Below are 457 nucleotides of genomic sequence, written 5' to 3' on the forward strand. Positions count from 1 at the left end.
CCCTGATGCAGAGCCGCTTTGTGGAACTGCTTGCGGAAGAAAAGAACAAGGGCAAAACGATCCTGCTTTCCAGCCATATTTTTGAAGAGGTGGAACGCACCTGTGACCGGGTGGGCATCATCCGGCAGGGCAAAATCGTGACGCTGGATTCGGTGGAGGCGCTGCGCAAACGGCACGTGCGCTCCTACCAGGTCACCCTGGACTCCGAAGCGCTGGCAAAATCCTTTGCGGAGGATTTTGGCGGCGTCTGCCATGGCCGGACGGTGACCGTTGCGGCCCGGCAAAGCCTGGAGGACATCTTCATGCATTATTACGGAGGAGGTGCCCGCGATGAACTGGACCTTGTATAAGCGCGAAATGAAAGGCAGCGTAAAACTGCTTTTGATTTTCGGCGCCGTGATCACGCTGTATGTGACCATCATCATCACCATGTATGAGCCGGAAATGATGGCCACCC

The 457-nt window shown here is 56.0% G+C and carries 1 pseudogene; it reads left to right on the top strand.

Annotated features, from left to right (window positions below):
• A pseudogene (locus H6B10_RS15350) lies at window positions 1-350 on the top strand (ABC transporter ATP-binding protein); the annotation flags it as partial.
• Window positions 351-457: the final 107 nt, after the last annotated feature.

Origin of the sequence: Gemmiger formicilis, from assembly GCF_016901605.1 — a bacterium.
Taxonomy (GTDB): domain Bacteria; phylum Bacillota; class Clostridia; order Oscillospirales; family Ruminococcaceae; genus Gemmiger; species Gemmiger formicilis_B.